The organism is Actinomadura geliboluensis, from assembly GCF_005889745.1.
GTDB classification, from domain to species: Bacteria; Actinomycetota; Actinomycetes; order Streptosporangiales; family Streptosporangiaceae; genus Spirillospora; species Spirillospora geliboluensis.
Genome location: NZ_VCKZ01000003.1, coordinates 1 through 17,345, shown reverse-complemented (window position 1 = coordinate 17,345; position 17,345 = coordinate 1). Strand labels below are relative to the sequence as shown.

Genomic DNA, 17,345 nt, shown 5'->3' with positions numbered 1-17,345 from the left:
TCACTCCCCGCCAGACTCGGCGAGCGCGTCAGCGCCACCGACGATCTCGCTGATTTCCTGGGTGATCGCGGCCTGCCGCGCCTGGTTCATCTGGCGCGTGTAGACCCCGAGCAGTTCGTTGGCATTGTCGGTCGCCGACTTCATCGCCCGCCGGACCGACGCCTGGAAGGACGCCGCCGACTGGAGCAGCATGTGGAAGATGCGGCTCTCGATGTAGTTGGGCAGCAGCAGGTCGAGCGCCGCCTGCGCGGACGGCTCGAACTCGTACGCCGGCGGGACCTTGGCGGACTCGCTCTCCTCGATCTCCAGCGGCACCAGCCGCTTGACCTGGACGGCCTGGGTCAGCATCGAGACGAACTCGGTGTAGACCACGTGGATCTCGCCGACGCCGCCCTCGGCGTCGGTCTTGAGGAAGTCCTGGGTGAGCCGGCGGCCGATCTCCTCCGCGTTCGCGAAGTTCGGACGGTCGCTGAACCCGTTCCAGGTCTGCGCGACCTCCCGGCCCCGGAACCGGTACCAGGTGATGCCCTTGTTGCCCACCACGTACGGGACCGGCTCGCGGCCCTCGTCCCGCAGCGCCCGGATCAGCGACTCGGCCTCGCGGATCACGTTGGCGTTGTAGGCGCCGCAGAACCCGCGATCGCTCGTGACGATCAGGACGGCGCTGCGGGTGTCGGCCGGCTGCTCCTGCAGGAGCGGGTGGTCGATCCCCACATGGTGGCTCACCAGCGCGGTCAGGGCCTGCGTGATCTGGTCGGCGTACGGCTTGGACGCCGCCACCGCCTGCTGGGCCTTGACGATCCGCGACGTGGCGATCATCTCCTGGGCACGCGTGATCTTGGCGGTCGACTTGACCGTCTTGATCTGCTGCCGGAGTTGGCGAAGCTGTGCGGCCATCGGCGTCAGTCCTTCTTGACGCGGGTGATGGTCTCCTGCTCGACGTCCTCGGCCTCGATCGGTTCCACGGGCTCCTCGGCCAGCATCTCGCCCTCGCTGGTCTGGAAGCCCTTCTTGAACTCCGTGATGGCGTTCTTGAGGCTGGTGAGGCCGTCGTCGGAGAGCTGCCCCGTCTCGCGGATGGCGGTCAGCAGGCCGCCCTCCTCGCGCTCGATGTAGTCGAGGAACTCGCGCTCGAAGCGGCGGATGTCGGCGACCGGGACGTCGTCCAGCTCGCCGGAGGTGCCCGCCCACACGGACACGACCTCCTGCTCGGCCGGGAACGGCGCGCCCTGCGGCTGCTTCAGCAGCTCGACCAGGCGGGCGCCGCGCTCCAGCTGGGCGCGGGACGCCGCGTCCAGGTCGGACGCGAAGGCGGCGAACGCCTCCAGGTCGCGGAACTGCGACAGCGCCAGGCGCAGCGTGCCGGCGACCTTGCGCATCGCCTTGATCTGCGCGGAGCCGCCGACCCGGGAGACCGAGATACCGACGTTGATCGCCGGCCGGACGCCCTGGTTGAACAGGTCCGTCTCCAGGAAGCACTGCCCGTCGGTGATCGAGATGACGTTCGTCGGGATGTACGCCGACACGTCGTTGCCCTTGGTCTCGATGATCGGCAGGCCGGTCATCGAGCCGCCGCCCAGGTCGTCCGACAGCTTCGCGCAGCGCTCCAGCAGACGCGAGTGCAGGTAGAAGACGTCACCGGGGTAGGCCTCGCGGCCCGGCGGGCGGCGCAGCAGCAGCGACACCGCGCGGTAGGCCTCGGCCTGCTTCGACAGGTCGTCGAACACGATCAGGACGTGCTTGCCCTGGTACATCCAGTGCTGCCCGATCGCGGACCCGGTGTAGGGGGCGATGTACTTGTAGCCCGCCGGGTCGGACGCCGGAGCCGCCACGATCGTGGTGTACTCCAGCGCGCCGGCCTCCTCCAGGGAGCGGCGGACGTTGGCGATCGTGGAGCCCTTCTGGCCGACCGCGACGTAGATGCAGCGCACCTGCTTGTTCGGGTCGCCCGTGTCCCAGGCTTCCTTCTGGTTGATGATGGTGTCCACGCAGACCGTCGTCTTGCCGGTCTGCCGGTCACCGATGATCAGCTGCCGCTGGCCCCGGCCGATCGGCGTCATCGCGTCGATCGCCTTGATGCCGGTCTGCAGCGGCTCCTTCACCGACTGCCGCTGCACGACCGTGGGGGCCTGCAGCTCCAGCGCGCGGCGCTCGGTCGTCTCGACCGGGCCGAGGCCGTCCAGCGGGTTGCCCAGCGCGTCCACGACGCGACCGAGGAAGGCGTCGCCGACCGGCGCCGACAGGACCTCGCCCGTCCGCCGGACCTTCTGGCCCTCCTCGATTCCGCTGAAGTCACCCAGGACAACGGCGCCGATCTCACGCACGTCCAGGTTCAGAGCCAGGCCACGGGTACCGTCCTCGAACTCCAGGAGTTCGTTCGCCATCGCGGAGGGCAGGCCCTCGATGTGGGCGATGCCGTCGCCGGCATCGACGACGGTGCCGACCTCCTCGCGCGCGGCGGCCTCGGGCTCGTACGACTGGACGAAGCGCTCCAGCGCGTTCCGGATCTCGTCCGGACGGATCGTCAGCTCCGCCATGATTCCTCTCTTGCTCCCTTAAGGGTCGGCTTTACCGGCACTCGGCGTTGGAGCCAGCTCTACCGGCCTCAGCCGGCGCCGAGCCTCCGGCGGACGTCGTCCAGCCGTCCGGCGATCGTGCCGTCGATGATCTCGTCCCCGATCTCGATCGACAGTCCGCCGATCGTGCTCGGGTCGAGCTCGATGTTCAGGTGTACTTCGTGTCCGTACGCGGCGGCGAGCACCTCGGCGAGCCGCGTCCGCTGCCGCGCCGACAACTCGGTCGGCGTCCGCACCAGCGCGACCAGCCGCCGCCGGCGCTGGGCGACGAGCTTGCCGAACTCGGCGAGCCCGCCTTCCAGGCTACGTCCTCGCGGGCGCAGCACGAGCTCGGTGACCAGCGTCAGCGTGGCCGGCGTGACCTTGCCGTCCAGCAGCGCGTTGAGCAGGCCGAGCTTGCGGTCGTCCGGCAGGCCCGGACCGGCGAGGGCGGAGCGCAGCGCGACCTCCCCCTCGACGACCCGGGAGAACCGGAACAGCTCGTCCTCCAGGTCGTCGATCTGCCCGTCGGCCTCGGCGCGGGCGGCCTCGGCGGTGACCGCGAGGGTCTCCACCGCGTCCGCCAGCTCCGACGGCTTGGACCAGCGCAGCCGGACGACGTCGGCGACCAGCCCGAGAGCGGCCGGCGACACCTTGCCCTCCAGCAGGATCTGGACGAGCTGCGCCTTGTCGGCACCGTCCCGCGCCGGGTCGGACACCGCCCGGCGCAGGCCGTGCTCGCGGTCGATCAGGTGCAGCACCGCGAACAGGTCGGCGCCCAGCCCGGCCAGGTCGGCGGAGGGAATGACGGCCTCCAGCCGGGTCCTGGCCTCGGCGAGCGACGCCCTGCTCACCGCTCCCGTGATGGTCATGATGTGATCTGCTCCTGCGTGCGAGCGCGGCTCTCCAGCTCCTCGAGGAACCGGTCGACGACCCGGCTCTGCCGCGCGCTGTCCTCAAGGGACTCGCCCACGACGCGACCGGCGAGGTCGACCGACATGGCGCCGATCTCGGCGCGCAGCGACTGCAGCGCCTGCTGCCGCTCGGCCTCGATCTGCTTCTTCGCGTCCTCGACGATCTTGCGAGCCTCCGCCTGGGCCTTCTCCTTGGCCTCGGCGATGATCTGCGCGCCCTGCTCCTCGGCCTTGCGCCGCTCGTTGGACGCCTCGACCGCGGCCGCCTTCTGCTGGGACTTGTACTGATCGAGGACCTGCTGGGCCTCTTTCTGCGCCTGCTCTGCCCGCTCGAGGCCGCCCTCGATCGCCTGGGTGCGCTCCTCCAGCGTCTTCTGCAGACGCGGAACGAGGATGCGCCCCAGGACGATCATGACGACGAGGAACGAGAAGATGCCGACGACCAGCTCGTACGGGTGCGGGACGAGAGGGTTGTTCTCCTCCGCCGCTAGGACGGAAGCTGCTGTGATCATGTCTGCAGCCCTTCCTCAGTTGGAACCCGTGGTCAGATGCCCTGGAAGATGAAGGGCGCGACCAGACCGATGAGGGCCAGCGCCTCGGTGAGGACGAAGCCCAGCAGCATGTTGGTGCGGATGACGCCGGTGAGCTCCGGCTGGCGGGCGATGGCGTTCACGCCCTGACCGAAGATGATGCCGATGCCGATGCCCGGGCCGATGGCCGCGAGGCCGTAGCCGATCGAGGTGACGTTGCCTTCGACTGCGGCGAGGACGGCTCCCGTCATGGGTTCATTCCTTTTCTGTCGGCCGGCGGAGGCTCCGCCGGTCTGGGCTAACGAGGGTGTCTGGACGAGCCCGGCACCGGAGCGCACGGACTCCGGGGGTCTAGTGGTCCGCTTCGAGGCCGCTCTGGATGTACATCGCGGCGAGCATCGCGAACAGGAACGCCTGCAGGAACTGAATCAGCAGTTCCAGCGCGGTGAGCAGGATCGTGACGATGACGCCGACGATGCCGACGCCGAAGCCGAGCGCGGTGGGCTTCTCGAAGAGGAACCAGAAGCCGACGAGGCTGAAGAACGCCAGGATCGTGTGGCCGGCGAACATGTTGGCGAAGAGCCGGACCGCGTGGGTGAAGGGCGCCAGGATGAACGTCGAGAGGTACTCGATCGGCACCAGCAGGAAGTAGACCGGGAGCGGCAGGCCCTTGGGGATCATGTTGGTGAAGTACTTCACCGGGCCCTGGTGCTTGAAGCCCAGGTACACCTTGACGATGTAGACGAACACCGCCAGCACGATCGGGAACGCGATGTGCGACGCGACCGGGAACTGGATGATCGGGATGACCGCGAAGATGTTCCAGAACCAGATCAGGAAGAACAGCGACATGAGCATCGGCATCCACCGGTCGGTGTTCTTGCCGAGGAACGGGCGGGCGATCTCGTCCCGCACGAACATGTAGCCGATCTCACCGATGTTCTGCATGCCGCGCGGCACGAGCTTCGGCTTGGCGAACGCCGTCCAGAACAGGCCGCAGACCACCAGCGCGCCGACGACCGCGAAGACGACGGGCTTGGTCAGCCACTCCGGGCCGCCGGCGAACAGGGGCGGGAAGTCGAACAGCTCCGGGCCCGGGGCTTTGAACTCGTCTCCCCCGGTGGCGAGGACCGTCAGCGCGTTCACGCGGCGTTCCCTTCATCAATGTGGTGATGTTTCACGAAGGCTTCCTCGGCGGCTTCCTCGGCGGGGCCGCTCAGGAGGAGTGGCTGCCGTACTTCAGGTAGACCAGGTAGATGGCGAGCCCGGCACCGATGATCAGGCCGATGGGGATCAGCCAGGTCTGGTGCGTCCATTCGGACAGCAGCCACCCGATGCCGCCCCAGATGATCATCCCGGAGAGAAGGTAGCTGGGCACGGACCAGGCGACGTCGGCGAATTCCCGCTGGCCGTCCTCCGGCCGGGGCTTCTGCTCGCTCATCGCGCTCCGGACGATAGCAGGCCACCCGTGCGGTGGTCATATTGGAGTAGTCCCGGGGGCCCGGCACCGTCCGCGAGGCGTGCATCACGGACTCCGGTCCAGGACGTTCTCGGGTTCGTCAATGTAGGGCCTCCGCTGCAGCACGACCCGGAACTCGGCGGCGATCCAGAGCAGCGCGAGCCCGATGACCGTCCAGCCGAACACCTTGGTGTCCCAGATCGAGACGCCGTCCATCGTCGTGACCAGCACCATCACCGCGAGGATCTTCACCATGTAGCTGGCCAGCGCGGCCAGCATCATCGTCTGCGCGGAGTACCGGGCGGCCCAGGAGACCACCAGGGCGCTGATCGAGAAGAAGGCGATCACCACGACGGAGGCCAGTGCCGCCGCCAAGGCGCCCTTGGCGCCGGCGGCCAGCAGGCCGATCAGCACGGCGGCCACCCCGACGACCGATGTCGGGATCGCTGCGCCGCGGAGCATCCGAGCGTCGGAGGTTTGCATGAGGGCTCCGGCTGGTCACGGTCAGTGGTCGTTTCTTGTTCGTGAAAGGTATCACAAGCGTCCGGATTGTCCACAATTACCCTAGAGGTAATGCGATTGGGGGGCTGCGGAGGCCCCCGCCGGTCACGCTCGCACCTGGACTTTAGCCCAGCTCAGGGCCTGCTTTTACCGCATCGGGCAACGACGTGCCGGGGCCTGTGTACCGCTTGCGGCCGCGTCCGGCCGGGAGCGGGGCGTGACCGGGATCAGACCCGCATCGGCGGGCGGCGGACCGGCTGGTCGCCGGCGCCCCCGTCGTCCGCGACCGGCTTCTTGCGGCCCGGCTTGCGGAGCATCAGCACGACGCCGGCGACCGCGACCAGCAGCGTCACCCCGAGGGTGATCCACGCGGCGTCGAACAGCGCCAGCCCGACCAGCCCGGAGGCCAGCAGCCCGACCCAGAAGTACATGATCAGCACGGCCCGGCGGGTGGAGTGGCCGAGCTGCAGCAGCCGGTGGTGCAGGTGCTGCTTGTCCGGGGAGAACGGCGACCGGCCCTGGCTGGTGCGCCGCAGCACCGCGAGCAGCATGTCCATGAACGGGACCGCGGCCACCGCCGGGATCAGCAGCACCGGGACGAAGAACGGGAACAGCCCGTTGGCGAGGACGGCCGGGTCGAACTGCCCGGTCAGCATGATCGTGGACGCGCTGAGCAGCAGCCCGATCAGCATCGAGCCGGTGTCGCCCATGAAGATCTTGGCGGGGCTGAAGTTGTGCGGCAGGAACCCCGCGCACATCCCGAACAGGACCGCGGCGATGAGCGTCGCGCCGGTCAGCGTGGTCAGCCCGTTGGACTTCGACAGCAGGTAGGCGTAGGAGAACAGGGCCAGCGCGGCGATCCCGACGACGCCCGCGGCGAGGCCGTCCAGGCCGTCGATGAAGTTCACCGCGTTGATCGTGGCGACCACGACGAAGACGGTCAGCGGCACCCCGTAGGCGGGCGGCAGCGACAGCGACTCGCCGGTCGGCAGCGGGATCACGTAGATCTGGATGCCCTGCATGATGAAGATCCCGGCGGCCGCGACCTGCCCGGCGAACTTGGTGAGCGCGTCCACCTCCCACCGGTCGTCCGCGATGCCGATCAGCACGATCAGCCCGCCCGACAGCAGCAGCGCCTTCGCCACGCTGATGTCGCCGTCCGAGAGGACCTTGCGCATCTCCGGCAGCCCGGTCGCCACCACCAGCGCCGACACCATGCCGCCGAACATCGCCAGGCCGCCGAGCCGGGGCGTCGGGATCACGTGCACGTCGCGGTCGCGGGGGACGGCCTGCGCCCCGAACCAGACGGCGAACCTGCGCACCGACGGGGTCAGCAGGTAGGCGACGAGGGCGGCGACAAGGATCGTGAGCAGGTATTCCCGCACTCGCCTGCGCCCCCCTTCACCGATCGCCGCCGCCGTGGTACCCCGTCCGGCGCGCCCCATCCACGTGACCCGTCCACATGAACCGTCCGCATGGGCGCGTCCACATGGCCCGTACGGCCCGTCGTCTCCGTTAGACGAACGATCCGGCGGATGTGTTCGCGCCGCGACCGACCAACTGTAGACCCACCCGGCCGCCGTCCGCTGCCGATCGGCCCGCGCGGGTCAGCGCGGGCGAACGGCCTCCCGCACCCCCCGGATCGGGCGGAGGCGGTGCGCGCAGAGTATCCCGGTTCCGATGATCATCAGCGCGAGCCCGCCGAGGCAGGTGTTCCCCAGCGAGAACGCCCACAACCCGCGGCCCGCGACCTCCTCCCCCGCGTCGGCGGCGACGGCCAGCAGCCCGGCCGCGACCAGCGCCGCGCCGGCCCGCCGGCGCGGCGCCGGGAAGCGCGGGAGCAGCGCCACCGCCCCGAGGGCCAGGGCGAGCACGGCGGTGCCGGGCCAGCCGCCGACCCAGCGCGGCGGGACGCTGCGCGGCGGCGGCACGGCGATCGCGTGCTTGGGCAGCCGGACCCGGATCAGCATGCCCTCGTGCGGGGCGAGCCCGTTCTGGATGAAGTCGACGGCGTACGGCCCGTCGCGGTCGCGCAGGCAGCGGGTCGACGCGCCCGGCGCGCCCGCCCGGCAGCCCACGCGCCGCAGCGGCACCGGCGCCTCGACGCGCACCGCCGCGTTCCCGATCGGGACGTCCCAGTCCGTCCCGATCGCGTCCCACTCCAGCTCGTCGTGGCCGGGGCGCGGGGTGAACGCCCACCGGACCTCGTACTCCAGCACGTACGCCTGGCGCCCGCGGACCTCGCGGTTGCGGTCCCCGACGCTGATCCGCACGTCCCGCAGGAACCGCGTCATCCGGACGCGGGACGGCGCGCCGGTCGAGGAGCTCATGCGCACGTTCCGCACGTCGAAGACCCGGTCGCCGCGGCGGAACGGCACATGCCGGACGATCCCGTGCTCGCTCCGGTCGAAGTCGTAGGTGATCGTCTCCCGGACGTACAGGACGCCGTCGGCGCCGATCCGCAGCACCACGTCGTAGGTCGGGATGCGCTCCCCGGCGGCGGCCCCCCGCGCGGCGCCGGCGGGAGCGGGCAGCATCAGCACGATGATCGGCAGCAGGAGCCCCGCGAAGATCACGCGCCCCCGGACACGGCCACGCACGTCAGGCATGGTTCCACGGGCGGTCATGATCGTGTCGGTGCATCGGCGAGGGCGTACCGGGAGGGGAGCGTCCGGTCACTGCTAAGTTATCGCTCGCTAACCCCCCGAACTGAGCCTGGAGGGACCTATGCGGCGCATCGCTGCAGTAGCCCTGACCGCCGGCACCCTGATGGCCGGCATGGCCGCCGTGGGCGCCCCCGCCGAGGCGGCCGCCGCCACGAGCTGGAAGCCAATCAACTCCTACAGCAACATCGACGCCTGGGGCACCTACACCCGGAGCGGCGGCAAGACCTACGTCAAGGGCTACCTCCGCGACACCAAGAAGAACGGCTGGACCGCCTGCGTGCGGTTCCTGTTCACCGAGGGCAACAAGAAGTACTGGTCGCGCTTCAAGATCATCGGCGTGACGTCCAGCGGCGCGAAGTACAACTACGACGGCAAGGCGACCGTCAAGATCAGCGTCAGCTCCAGCTACAGCAGCCACCTGTGGGTGCAGGAGTGCGGCCGGAACAAGAAGACCGGCAAGTACTACTACGGCAAGGGCAAGAAGCTCTTCTGAGCCGTTGACTCGGCCTGACGACACAGGCCCCGCCCGGCCCGGCGGGGCCTTTGCGCTTTCCCGGGACTTTGCAAAGCGCGGATTCACGGGGCTGCGCGCCGTCCCGGGTCGGACGGGCCGCAGCCGACGATCAAGAATCGGCCGGACGCGGTGCCCGTCAGCGCGTCCTGGCTGGTGAAGCGGGCCACCGGCCGACGCAGCGAGCGCAGCGTTCGCCTAGCGGCGGCGGATATCTCCACTAGTTTCATTAGCCCGTCGCGGGGCGTGGATCAAGCCGGGGAATCGTTGTTCTCTTCGCGCCTCAACGCAAAGCGCGCGCAACTCCCGGACTTCTTTCAGACCGCCTTCGGAGGCTTCTTCAAACCGTGCCCCAGAGCCCGTTAGGACGGCTCTCCGTCCCCCGGTGCTCTGCGTGTCACATCGCTCCTTGCGTCCACGCTCGTCCGCTGGACGCCTGGCACAGGCGTGCCCGGTGACCAGTAGGGCGGCCGTTTTCGGCCACGGAGCTTGCGAAGAGGCGCACGGCAGGGCCGGGGGTCGGCCGTCCGAGGTCAGTCGTTCTTGGCGGTGTCCGGGTCGTTCTTCGTCAGGGGCGGCTTGGCGGCGGGCTCGGCCTGGGCGGCGGGGGCCTCAGCGGTGTCCGCAGGGGCCTCAGCGGGCTCGTCATGCGCCTCGGGGGCCTTCTCCTTGGTGAGGGAGAGCTTGGCCTGCTCGGGCTCGGAGGCGGCCGTTACGGACTCGTCCGCCCCGTCCTGCTCGGGCTCGTCGTCGTCGGTGAGGAGGACGCCGACCACGGCGCGAATCTTGTCGACGGGCACGGCGCCGGCGCGCAGCAGGCGCGGGACGGGGCCGGTCAGGTCGAGGATCGTGGACGGGTCGGCATGCCCCGACACGCCGCCGTCCAGGTAGACCGAGATGGAGTCGCCGAGCATCTTCTCGGCCTCGTCGATGTTGCGGGCCGCGGGCTGGCCGCTCAGGTTCGCGCTGCTGACGGCCAGCGGGCCGGTCTCCTTCAGCAGCTCCACCGCCAGCTCGTGCATCGGCATCCGGACGGCGACGGTGCCCTTGGTCTCGCCGAGGTCCCACATGAGGTTCGGGTTCGCGCGGCACACCAGCGTCAGCGCGCCCGGCCAGAACTCGTCGATGAGGTCCTGCCCGTAGACGCCGAGGTCGTCCACCAGGGCGGTCGCGGCCCGCACCGAGCCGACCAGGACGGGCGGGGGCATCTCCCGGCCGCGGCCCTTCGCCTCCAGCAGCTTGGTCACCGCGGGCGCCACGAACGCGTCCGCGCCCACCCCGTACACGGTGTCGGTCGGCAGGACGATCAGCTCGCCGCGCCGGACGGCCGACACGGCCTCGGCGATCCCGCGCGTGCGCTCCATCGGCTCTGAGCAGTCATAACGTCGGCTCACGATCGCCCGTCTTCCCATCTCGCGCGGCGCTCATCGGATTGGCACCGCCCAGGATAGCGGGGGCTCACGCCCGCGAGCCGCGGCCTAGTCGGTCGCGAGGCGGGCGGTGACGAAGCGGTCCCGGTTGGTGAGGTCGCGGCGGTTGCGGACGTCCCGCCAGCCGTTCTCCTCGGCGAACACCCAGTAGACCGCGTTGCCCTGCAGGTCGCTGTGCTCGACCGCGACGTAGCCGCCGGGCCGCAGCAGCCGCCGGGCGGTGCGCTCGACCACCCGGATCGCGTCCAGGCCGTCGTCGCCGCCGCCCCACAGCGCGTCCGCCGGGTCGTGGTCGCGGACGTCCGGCGGGACGTACTCCCACTCGCTCATCGGGATGTACGGGGGGTTGCTGACGACCAGGTCGACGGTGCCGTCCAGCTCGGGCAGCGCCGTGGCGAAGTCGTCCAGGTGGAGCCGGACGCGGCCCCGCTCGTCCAGCTCCTCGATGTTGCGGGTGGCGTGCACGAACGCGGTCGGGTCCTTCTCCACCGCGTGCACGCGCGCGCGAGGCGCCTCCAGCGCGATCGACAGCGCGATCGCGGCCGAGCCGGTGCCGAGGTCGACGACGAGGGGGTCGCGGACGTCCATGTCGCGGAGCGTCTCCAGCGCCCAGCCGACCATCACCTCGGTCTCCGGGCGCGGGACGAACACCCCCGGCCCGACCTTCAGCTCCAGGTAGCGGAAGTAGGCGCGGCCGGTGATGTGCTGCAGCGGCTCCCCGGCCTCGCGGCGCGCGACGAACTCCCAGAAGCGGGCGTCGAACGCGCTGTCGGGGACGCCGTGCAGCTCCGAGCGCCGCACCTGGTGCACGGCCGCCGCGAGCTCCTCGGCGTCGGCGCGGGGCGAGGCCGCGCCCGCGTCGGCGAGGCGGGCGGTGGCCCTGGCGATCTCGTCGAGCAGCAGGTTCATGACTCCGTCTTTCGAGGGGGGACGACCCCCCGCGCCCGTGTTCTCCGAGGGGGGACGACCCCCCGCACCCCCCGGTTCGCCGCGCTCATGATTTCTGGGCTTCGGCCAGCCGGCGTTCCATGTCGGCGTCGACCAGCGCCTGCGTGACGTTGTGGAGGTCCCCGTCCAGCACCTGGTCGAGGTTGTAGGCCTTGTAGCCGACGCGGTGGTCGGAGATCCGGTTCTCGGGGTAGTTGTAGGTGCGCACCCGCTCGGAGCGGTCGACGGTGCGGACCTGGCTCTTGCGCTCGGCCGCCGCCGCGGCGTCGGCCTCCTCCTGCGCCATCGCCAGCAGCCGCGACCGCAGGATGCGCAGCGCCTGCTCCTTGTTCTGGAGCTGGCTCTTCTCGTTCTGGCAGGAGACGACGACGCCGGTCGGCAGGTGCGTGATGCGGACGGCGGAGTCGGTCGTGTTGACGCTCTGCCCGCCCGGACCGGACGACCGGTACACGTCGATGCGCAGGTCGTTCGGGTCGATCTGGACGTCGACGTCCTCGGCCTCGGGGGTCACCAGGACGCCGACCGCGCTGGTGTGGATGCGGCCCTGCGACTCGGTCGCGGGCACCCGCTGCACGCGGTGCACACCGCCCTCGTACTTCAGCCGCGTCCAGACGCCCTCTTCGGCGTTGCCCTTGGCCTTCACCGCGACGGTGACGTCCTTGTAGCCGCCGAGGTCGGACGGGTGCGAGTCGATGATCTCGGTCTTCCAGCCGATGCGCTCGGCGTACCGCAGGTACATGCGCAGCAGGTCGCCGGCGAACAGCGCGGACTCCTCGCCGCCCTCCCCGGCCTTCACCTGCAGGATGACGTCCTTGGAGTCGCTCGGGTCGCGCGGGACGAGCAGCCTGCGCAGCCGCTCCTCCAGGTCTTCGCGGCGCTTGTCGAGGTCGTCGGCCTCGGCGGCGAACGCCGGGTCCTCACCGGCGAGTTCGCGGGCGGTGGCCAGGTCGTCCTGCGTGGCCGCCAGCTCGCGCCGGGTCTCGACGATCGGCCGCAGCTCCGCGTACCGCTTGCCGAGCTTGCGCGCCAGCGCCTGGTCGGCATGGACGGACGGGTCGGCGAGCCGTTCCTCGATGCCCGCGTATTCGCTGATCAGATCGTCGAGATTCACGCTGTGTCCTGACCCGTTCCGGCCGGCCCGGCCGCCGCGGCCGACCCGGCCCGGAGACGGCGGCCGTCCCCGGTTGCCGACTTCGAAAGGCCCGGGGACCGCGAGTGTCCCCGGGCCGTTCCTGGTATGTGTGCGGCGCTCGCCCTACTTGCCGGCCTTCTTCTTGCCGAAGCGCTGCTCGAAGCGCGCCACCCGGCCACCGGTGTCGAGGATCTTCTGCTTGCCCGTGTAGAACGGGTGGCAGTTCGAGCAGACGTCCGCGTGGATCACGCCGTTCTCGGCGGTGCTGCGGGTCTCGAAGGTGTTGCCGCACGTACACGTCACGGTCGTGACGACGTAGTTCGGGTGGATGTCGGGCTTCATCGGTTCTCCTCGCCTCGGGCGGTCGCCGGGCGCCCGTCATGCTCGCATGGCCGGGCCATGGGAGATGTGAGGGGCGTGAACCGGTACCGCAGCGGTTGCACCTCAAGTGTGCCAGATAACCGAACGTGGCGAGGTCACCGGGCATTCCCGATCTTGGACGGGCAACGCCGCCCGGTCACCCCGCGGCGCCGTCCCGTCACCCCGGCGGCACGGCCCGGGTCACCCAGCGGCGCGTCCCAGATAGGCCAGGACCGCCATCACCCTGCGGTGGCCGCCCTGCGCGGGCTGCAGGCCCAGCTTCATGAAGATGTTCGAGATGTGCTTCTCCACGGCGCCCTCGGTGACGACGAGGTCGGCGGCGATCGCCCCGTTGGAGCGCCCCTGCGCCATCAGCCCGAGCACCTCCCGCTCGCGCGGCGTCAGCGACTCCAGCGGGTCGTCGTTGCGGCGCCGGCCGAGCAGCTGGCCGATCACCTCCGGGTCGATCACCGTCCCGCCGGCCGCGATGCGGCGCACCGCGTCGATGAACTCGGCGACGTCCGCGACCCGCTCCTTCAGCAGGTAGCCGACGCCCTCGGCGCCGCCGCCGATCAGGTCCGTCGCGTACCGCTCCTCCACGTACTGCGACAGGACGAGGATCGGCGTGCCCGGCCGCCGCTCCCGCACGGCGAGCGCCGCGCGCAGCCCCTCGTCGGTGAACGACGGCGGCATCCGGACGTCCACGATGGCGAGATCGGGGGCGTGCTCCTCGACGATGCCGAGCAGGCCCGGCCCGTCCCCGACGGTCGCCGCCGTCTCGATCCCGGCGTCGCCGAGCAGCCGGACGAGCCCTTCCCGCAACAGCACCGAGTCCTCGGCGATCACTACCCGCATCGCCCCATTATCGTGCCCGCGGCCCGGCCCGCCGATGCGCGGGCCGAGCCAGGAGCCGGCGGTCGCCGGGGCGGCCGTCACCAGGTGCAGGGGAGGTCCGCGCGGATGATCGTGGGGCCGCCGGGCGGGCTGTCCACGATGAGCATCCCGTCGATCGTCGCGGCCCGGTCCGCGAGCCCGGCGAGGCCGCCGCCGCGCCGGGCGGTCGCGCCGCCCACCCCGTTGTCGATCACCTCGACGACCACCCAGCGGTCCTCGCGGGCGACCCGGACCGACACCTGCGTCGCGCGGGCGTACTTCGCGACGTTCGCCAGCGACTCGGCGACGATGAAGTAGGCGATGCTCTCGACCGCCGCCGGCGGGCGCTCCGGCAGGTCGACGCTCACCTGGACGGGCACCGGGGCGCGGCCCGCGAGGCCCGACAGCGCCGGGTCCAGGCCGCGGTCGGTGAGGATCGCCGGGTAGATGCCGCGGGCCAGGTCGCGCAGCTCGGTGATGGCCTCCTTGGTGCCGGCGTGCGCCTGCTCGATCAGCGCCCGCGCGCCCTCCGGGTCGTCGTCGAGCTTGGCGCGGGCGCGGCCGATGTCCATCGCGACGGCCAGCAGCCGCTGCTGCGCGCCGTCGTGCAGGTCGCGCTCGATGCGGCGCCGCTCGAACTCGGCGGCGTCCACCCCGCGGGCGCGGCTGGCCTGCAGGTGCTCGGTGCGCCTGCGCAGCTCCACGTTCTCGGCCTGCGCGGGGCTCGGGCCGAGCAGCAGCGCGGCGAACACCGTGTGGCCGATCGCGAGCGCCCGCGTCACGTACATCGCCAGCGTGAGGAACACCAGCCCGACGACCATCACCGGGAGGGCCTCCAGCGGGTTGCCCGCCCAGTACGAGACGAACCCGAGGTTGATCTCGGCGCCGTCGTCCACCGCCACGATCAGCGGCAGGCCCAGCGTCGTCGCCGTCGCGCCCCAGACCGCCGCGGACACGACGAGCTCCACCAGCGTGACCGGGAACAGGAGGCCGAGGTAGAGGAGGTCCTTCCAGGTGGACGGGTCCGCCGCCATGCCCTTGAGGCGGGCGAGCGGGTTGCGGCTCTCGGGCGGCCGCCGGTACGGGTCCGGGACGCGGACGCCGAACGCCGCCCGGACGAGCCGACGCTCCAGCATCGCGCCGAACCGCCACGCGACCATCAGCAGCGCCAGCAGCGGCACCCCGACCCAGATGATCAGCAGTCCGAGGGACAGCGCCAGCCCGACGGCGAGCGTGACGAACCAGGCGAGCCCGAACGCCATGCTGACGCCCAGGTAGAGCGCGGAGCGCCAGGTCACCGACGACCGCGCCATCGCGAGCGGCGCCCAGGAGCCGTTCAGGACGGACGGGGCGTCCCCGCCGCCGCGCGTCGCCGCGGCCCACCGTGTCGCGGCCCATCCGACGGCGCCGCCGCCGGGGTCTCTGCTCAGCTCGCCCACATCGTCCTCCGTGCCCGTTCCCAACCTACGATCCCAGCGTGCCGGGGCGGGGCCGCCGCGACCATGACGTGGACCGGCGGATGGGGGGTGGGGCTAACCCCACCACGCCGCCGTGCCCGCGTCGCGGACGGACGTGGAACGCCCCCGCCCGGTGACCCGGACGGGGGCGTTCCACGCATGCTCAGACCCGGATCCGGGCCGCGCCCGGCGCGAACAGCGGTGGCGCCCGGCGCGCGCGATCAGCGGTCGTCGGAGACCGTGGTCTTCTGCACCTGGAGCAGGAACTCGGCGTTGGACTTGGTCTCCTTCATCTTCTCGATGAGGAGCTCCAGCGCCTGCTGCGTGTCGAGCGCGTGCAGCACCCGGCGCAGCTGCCAGACGACCCGCAGCTCCTCCGGAGCCATGAGGATCTCCTCCTTGCGGGTGGACGACTGGTCGACGTCCACCGCCGGGAAGATCCGCTTGTCGGCCAGGCTCCGGTTGAGCTTCAGCTCCATGTTGCCGGTGCCCTTGAACTCCTCGAAGATGACCTCGTCCATGCGGGACCCGGTCTCCACCAGCGCGGTCGCGAGGATCGTCAGCGAGCCGCCGTTCTCGATGTTGCGCGCCGCGCCGAAGAACCGCTTCGGCGGGTAGAGCGCGGTCGAGTCGACACCACCGGACAGGATCCGGCCGGACGCCGGCGCCGCCAGGTTGTAGGCCCGGCCGAGGCGGGTGATCGAGTCGAGCAGCACGACGACGTCGTGGCCGAGCTCGACGAGCCGCTTGGCGCGCTCGATCGCCAGCTCCGCGACCGTGGTGTGGTCCTCGGCGGGACGGTCGAAGGTCGAGTGGATGACCTCGCCCTTCACCGTCCGCTGCATGTCGGTGACCTCTTCCGGACGCTCGTCCACCAGGACGACCATCAGGTGGCACTCCGGGTTGTTCTTGGTGATCGCGTTCGCGATCGCCTGGAGCACCATGGTCTTGCCGGCCTTCGGCGGCGACACGATCAGCCCGCGCTGGCCCTTGCCGATCGGCGACACCAGGTCGATGATCCGCGTGGTCAGGATGCCGGGGTCGGACTCCAGCCGCAGCCGCTCCTGCGGGTACAGCGGGGTCAGCTTGGTGAAGTCGACGCGGCCCTTGGCCTGCTCCGGCTCCATCCCGTTGACGGTGTCGAGGCGGACCAGCGCGTTGAACTTCTCGCGCCGCTCGCCCTCGCGCGCCTGCCGGACGGCGCCGGTGATGACGTCGCCCTTGCGGAGGCCGTTCTTGCGGACCTGCGCCAGCGACACGTACACGTCGTTCGGGCCGGGCAGGTAGCCGGTCGTCCGGACGAAGGCGTAGTTGTCGAGGATGTCGAGGATGCCCGCGACCGGGATGAGGACGTCGTCCTCGGTGATCACCGGCTCCTCGTAGCGCTCGCGGCCGCGGCCGCGGTTGCGCTCGCGGAACCGGCGCCCGCGCCGGCCCCGGCCGCTGCCGTCGTCATCGTCGTGCTGGCCGCCGCCCTGGTTCTGGCCGCCGCGCTGCCGGCCGCCGCCCTGGTCGCCGCGGTCGCCCCGCTCGCCGCGGTCACCACGGTCACCGCGCTCGCCGCGCTCGCCCCGGTCGCGGCCCTCGCCGCGCTCCCGGCCGCCGCGCTGCCGCTGGCGTCCGCCGCCCTCGCGGCCGTCGCGGCCCTGGTCGCGCCCGCCGTCGCGGCCGCCGCCCTGGGACTCGCCGTCCTCGGCGCTCTGGTCGCGGCCCTGCTCGCGGTGCTGCCGCTCGCCGCGTCCCTCGCCGGCCCCCCGGTCCTGCCGCTCACCGCGCTGGCGGCCGCCCTGCCGGTCCGCCCGCTCGGCCTTCTCCGGCTTGTCGGCGCCCTTGTCGGCGGCGTCGCCCGGCTGGTCGGCCGGCTTGCCGGACTGCTTCTCGGCGGCCTTGTCGGCCGCCTTCTCGGTCTGCTTGCCGGACGGGGCCTGCTCGGTCGCGGGCGCGGCGTCGGAGATCGTGACCTGGTCGTCGGAGACCTCGCGCTTGGCGGCCGCGGTGCGGGTCCGCCG

General features: G+C 71.3%; 18 protein-coding genes. 1 reads left to right on the top strand and 17 read right to left on the bottom strand.

Annotated features, from left to right (window positions below):
- From ETD96_RS01000 to ETD96_RS00955, 10 genes are all read right to left on the bottom strand, one after another.
- Window positions 1-897, bottom strand: a complete 897-nt coding sequence (locus ETD96_RS01000) for a F0F1 ATP synthase subunit gamma (protein WP_138632483.1) — start codon at window positions 895-897, stop codon at window positions 1-3.
- A 5-nt stretch (window positions 898-902) separates the two neighbouring features.
- A complete protein-coding gene (gene atpA / locus ETD96_RS00995; RefSeq protein ID WP_138632480.1) occupies window positions 903-2,537 on the bottom strand; it encodes a F0F1 ATP synthase subunit alpha in 1,635 nt (544 codons plus the stop codon).
- A 68-nt stretch (window positions 2,538-2,605) separates the two neighbouring features.
- Window positions 2,606-3,427: a F0F1 ATP synthase subunit delta gene (locus ETD96_RS00990; RefSeq protein ID WP_138632477.1), complete on the bottom strand. Its 822-nt coding sequence runs from the start codon at window positions 3,425-3,427 to the stop codon at window positions 2,606-2,608.
- On the bottom strand, window positions 3,424-3,981 hold the full coding sequence (locus ETD96_RS00985) for a F0F1 ATP synthase subunit B (RefSeq protein WP_171068786.1): 558 nt from the start codon (window positions 3,979-3,981) through the stop codon (window positions 3,424-3,426). Before ETD96_RS00985 ends, ETD96_RS00990 begins: the two co-directional genes overlap by 4 nt.
- Window positions 3,982-4,013: 32 nt before the next feature.
- On the bottom strand, window positions 4,014-4,250 hold the full coding sequence (gene atpE / locus ETD96_RS00980; RefSeq protein ID WP_089330861.1) for an ATP synthase F0 subunit C: 237 nt from the start codon (window positions 4,248-4,250) through the stop codon (window positions 4,014-4,016).
- A 100-nt stretch (window positions 4,251-4,350) separates the two neighbouring features.
- Entirely contained in the window at window positions 4,351-5,145 is a 795-nt protein-coding gene (atpB, locus tag ETD96_RS00975; RefSeq protein ID WP_138632474.1) for a F0F1 ATP synthase subunit A, read from the bottom strand.
- 70 nt (window positions 5,146-5,215) lie between these two features.
- On the bottom strand, window positions 5,216-5,440 hold the full coding sequence (locus tag ETD96_RS00970) for an AtpZ/AtpI family protein (RefSeq protein WP_138632471.1): 225 nt from the start codon (window positions 5,438-5,440) through the stop codon (window positions 5,216-5,218).
- Between the two features lie 84 nt (window positions 5,441-5,524).
- Window positions 5,525-5,941: a Cg1360 family ATP-synthase-associated protein gene (locus ETD96_RS00965; RefSeq protein WP_138632468.1), complete on the bottom strand. Its 417-nt coding sequence runs from the start codon at window positions 5,939-5,941 to the stop codon at window positions 5,525-5,527.
- Between the two features lie 245 nt (window positions 5,942-6,186).
- Entirely contained in the window at window positions 6,187-7,344 is a 1,158-nt protein-coding gene (locus ETD96_RS00960) for an MraY family glycosyltransferase (RefSeq protein WP_138632465.1), read from the bottom strand.
- A gap of 222 nt (window positions 7,345-7,566) precedes the next feature.
- Window positions 7,567-8,559: a DUF2207 domain-containing protein gene (locus tag ETD96_RS00955; RefSeq protein WP_171068785.1), complete on the bottom strand. Its 993-nt coding sequence runs from the start codon at window positions 8,557-8,559 to the stop codon at window positions 7,567-7,569.
- A gap of 127 nt (window positions 8,560-8,686) precedes the next feature.
- Between ETD96_RS00955 and ETD96_RS00950 the strand changes: the two genes are divergently transcribed.
- A complete protein-coding gene (locus ETD96_RS00950; RefSeq protein WP_138632459.1) occupies window positions 8,687-9,118 on the top strand; it encodes a hypothetical protein in 432 nt (143 codons plus the stop codon).
- A 551-nt stretch (window positions 9,119-9,669) separates the two neighbouring features.
- On the opposite strand, the gene ETD96_RS00945 is transcribed toward ETD96_RS00950, so the two are convergent.
- The 7 genes from ETD96_RS00945 to rho form a co-directional block, all read right to left on the bottom strand.
- The gene (locus ETD96_RS00945) at window positions 9,670-10,500 is read right to left on the bottom strand and encodes an L-threonylcarbamoyladenylate synthase (RefSeq protein WP_420884728.1); all 831 of its coding nucleotides are present in this window, start codon (window positions 10,498-10,500) and stop codon (window positions 9,670-9,672) included.
- A 114-nt stretch (window positions 10,501-10,614) separates the two neighbouring features.
- Window positions 10,615-11,475 (bottom strand): peptide chain release factor N(5)-glutamine methyltransferase, encoded by an 861-nt coding sequence (gene prmC / locus ETD96_RS00940; RefSeq protein WP_138632453.1) that lies wholly within the window; start codon window positions 11,473-11,475, stop codon window positions 10,615-10,617.
- Window positions 11,476-11,560: 85 nt separating this feature from the next.
- Window positions 11,561-12,625 carry a peptide chain release factor 1 gene (gene prfA / locus ETD96_RS00935; protein ID WP_138632450.1) on the bottom strand — a complete coding sequence of 355 codons (1,065 nt, stop codon included), beginning with the start codon at window positions 12,623-12,625 and terminating at the stop codon, window positions 11,561-11,563.
- A gap of 144 nt (window positions 12,626-12,769) precedes the next feature.
- Window positions 12,770-12,988, bottom strand: a complete 219-nt coding sequence (gene rpmE / locus ETD96_RS00930) for a 50S ribosomal protein L31 (RefSeq protein WP_021598595.1) — start codon at window positions 12,986-12,988, stop codon at window positions 12,770-12,772.
- A gap of 219 nt (window positions 12,989-13,207) precedes the next feature.
- Window positions 13,208-13,861, bottom strand: coding sequence for a response regulator transcription factor (locus ETD96_RS00925; protein WP_138632625.1), 654 nt, complete (start codon window positions 13,859-13,861; stop codon window positions 13,208-13,210).
- Between the two features lie 77 nt (window positions 13,862-13,938).
- On the bottom strand, window positions 13,939-15,318 hold the full coding sequence (locus ETD96_RS00920; protein WP_240807054.1) for a sensor histidine kinase: 1,380 nt from the start codon (window positions 15,316-15,318) through the stop codon (window positions 13,939-13,941).
- Window positions 15,319-15,557: 239 nt separating this feature from the next.
- The coding region (gene rho / locus ETD96_RS00915; RefSeq protein WP_138632448.1) for a transcription termination factor Rho at window positions 15,558-17,345 on the bottom strand (1,788 nt) is incomplete at its 5' end.

Coding starts and splice junctions, on each gene's coding strand:
- ETD96_RS01000 (WP_138632483.1), bottom strand. CDS start 897: ATGGCCGCACAGCTTCGCCAACTCCGGCAGCAGATCAAGACGGTCAAG.
- atpA (WP_138632480.1), bottom strand. CDS start 2,537: ATGGCGGAGCTGACGATCCGTCCGGACGAGATCCGGAACGCGCTGGAG.
- ETD96_RS00990 (WP_138632477.1), bottom strand. CDS start 3,427: ATGACCATCACGGGAGCGGTGAGCAGGGCGTCGCTCGCCGAGGCCAGG.
- ETD96_RS00985 (WP_171068786.1), bottom strand. CDS start 3,981: ATGATCACAGCAGCTTCCGTCCTAGCGGCGGAGGAGAACAACCCTCTC.
- atpE (WP_089330861.1), bottom strand. CDS start 4,250: ATGACGGGAGCCGTCCTCGCCGCAGTCGAAGGCAACGTCACCTCGATC.
- ETD96_RS00970 (WP_138632471.1), bottom strand. CDS start 5,440: ATGAGCGAGCAGAAGCCCCGGCCGGAGGACGGCCAGCGGGAATTCGCC.
- ETD96_RS00965 (WP_138632468.1), bottom strand. CDS start 5,941: ATGCAAACCTCCGACGCTCGGATGCTCCGCGGCGCAGCGATCCCGACA.
- ETD96_RS00950 (WP_138632459.1), top strand. CDS start 8,687: ATGCGGCGCATCGCTGCAGTAGCCCTGACCGCCGGCACCCTGATGGCC.
- ETD96_RS00945 (WP_420884728.1), bottom strand. CDS start 10,500: ATGGAGCGCACGCGCGGGATCGCCGAGGCCGTGTCGGCCGTCCGGCGC.
- prmC (WP_138632453.1), bottom strand. CDS start 11,475: ATGAACCTGCTGCTCGACGAGATCGCCAGGGCCACCGCCCGCCTCGCC.
- rpmE (WP_021598595.1), bottom strand. CDS start 12,988: ATGAAGCCCGACATCCACCCGAACTACGTCGTCACGACCGTGACGTGT.
- ETD96_RS00925 (WP_138632625.1), bottom strand. CDS start 13,861: ATGCGGGTAGTGATCGCCGAGGACTCGGTGCTGTTGCGGGAAGGGCTC.